1 protein-coding gene is annotated in these 1,651 nt (G+C 48.8%); it reads right to left on the bottom strand.

Going from position 1 to position 1,651, the window contains the following annotated elements:
- A partial coding sequence (locus ACYVRU_RS12070) for a helicase C-terminal domain-containing protein (protein WP_461186209.1) occupies nt 1-1,482 on the bottom strand: 1,482 nt, incomplete at its 3' end.
- Nucleotides 1,483-1,651: the final 169 nt, after the last annotated feature.

Below are 1,651 nucleotides of genomic sequence, written 5' to 3'. Positions count from 1 at the left end.
GTTGAATCCATCAATCTCGACAATTGAAGATTCTAGGCGATGGCCGTTCTTCGCGCATTGGGAGAAACGACGCTTACACCAACGTTGGGGACACGATCCATCTGCTCGAGCAACATGGTACAGAATATAGCTCCAATAGCCAAAATAGCCCTCAAGGCCCTCGTAGTCTCGTAACTTATTCACTATTTCGAAGGCATCTGTCATTGCAGCACCAAGCTGGCTGTTCCAGAGGTTAAGAGCGCACGAAACTTCGAGCTCAACAATATCCCTAAGTTTGCGAGCAGCCATGCCCTCATGCTCACCCGCTGCAGTTAATTGCTTTCTCAGTCCTACGATGTTTCGCTCTGCAATTTCCCATTCATCGCGGTGGTTCAAAAACACATCCACCAATTCCAAATAATCATCCAACGTGTCATTACCAGTTGCATTCCGCAGGCCAAACTGAATCTCCGCACGCAGCTCATCGTTGAACAATTTCTGCTCTTTCGGAGATTGCAACAACCGCACTACCCTCTCGTCAAGCACGAAAATTACCGCATAATCCGTCTGGCTACGCGTGCAACGCCCCAGTGCCTGGGTGATGCGATTACGCATACGCTCAGAATACACTTCGTCGGCATTGGCTGACTCAACCAAAAATCTCTCGTGCATACTGGTTCCTTGCGGTAATTGTACAATGATCTCCGATCGACATTCACCTCCCGGAAAATCCAAGCCATCCAACCTATTTGCTAAAATCGCGACCGCATCTTTCTTACTGATAAATGGCTTCTTATCATTCTCGAGTTCAGCTGCCGTGAACACCGTTTTTCCTGCGACCTTTGCGAGATCCGAATACTGCTCGGCCATGGCATTACTAGACACCATGAGAAGACTTCGCTCGTCCTGATCCAATATCCTGGATACAATCCGATCGAGCGGCACATCGTCTGCTGCGATCGTCGGAAACATCAGCAATCGACGTCCAGTCGTTCGCCCCCTCCATTGATCAAGCATAGGTAGCGCGGTTATACCCCGGACGCCGAAAGACCTCTCCAATTCGCCTCGTTCGCTAAGAGTTCCAGACATGTAAAGTCTTTGACGGGCATCGGCAAAAGGAGCAAACAGCTGCGTAGGAGGAATCACGGGACGAATCAGTAGAGAATTACTTGAAACGAATATTTGGCACCCACGAAGATGATCCTTGACCATATTCCAGCTAAAACGCAAATCATCTTGTCCATTTTGAATAAAATATCGATTAAACGCCATTGAGATACTTGAGATTTCGTTATCAGCACTCACAAGAGGCACTAAGCTAATCCAAGACGACGGCGATGCCGCGCCCCCTCCTGTCAAAGCACGCTCATACTCTTCAACAGTCATGAGGGGCCGCAAGGCCGTGACAACAGCTTCAAACAGTTTTGGGCGTACGGCGGAATCAACCTCCACTGACCACGGCGAAGCGACGAAGCTCTCCGCAGAATGCGCATCATCGAACACTATGAAATCCGCATCACCGAAATAGGGGTTAGAGTTGAACAATGCACTATATGTCGTAACCGCGATACAATTTGGTAACGTACAATCTCTTGCGCACTTTCACAGCAGCATAGCCTAGATACCAAAAGACACGGCTCCGGCCTTCGGTATGATTCGAGTTGTCTAGATT

Source organism: Adlercreutzia sp. CNCM I-6216 (genome assembly GCF_977113345.1).
This window is presented reverse-complemented; position numbering and strand designations above follow the sequence as displayed.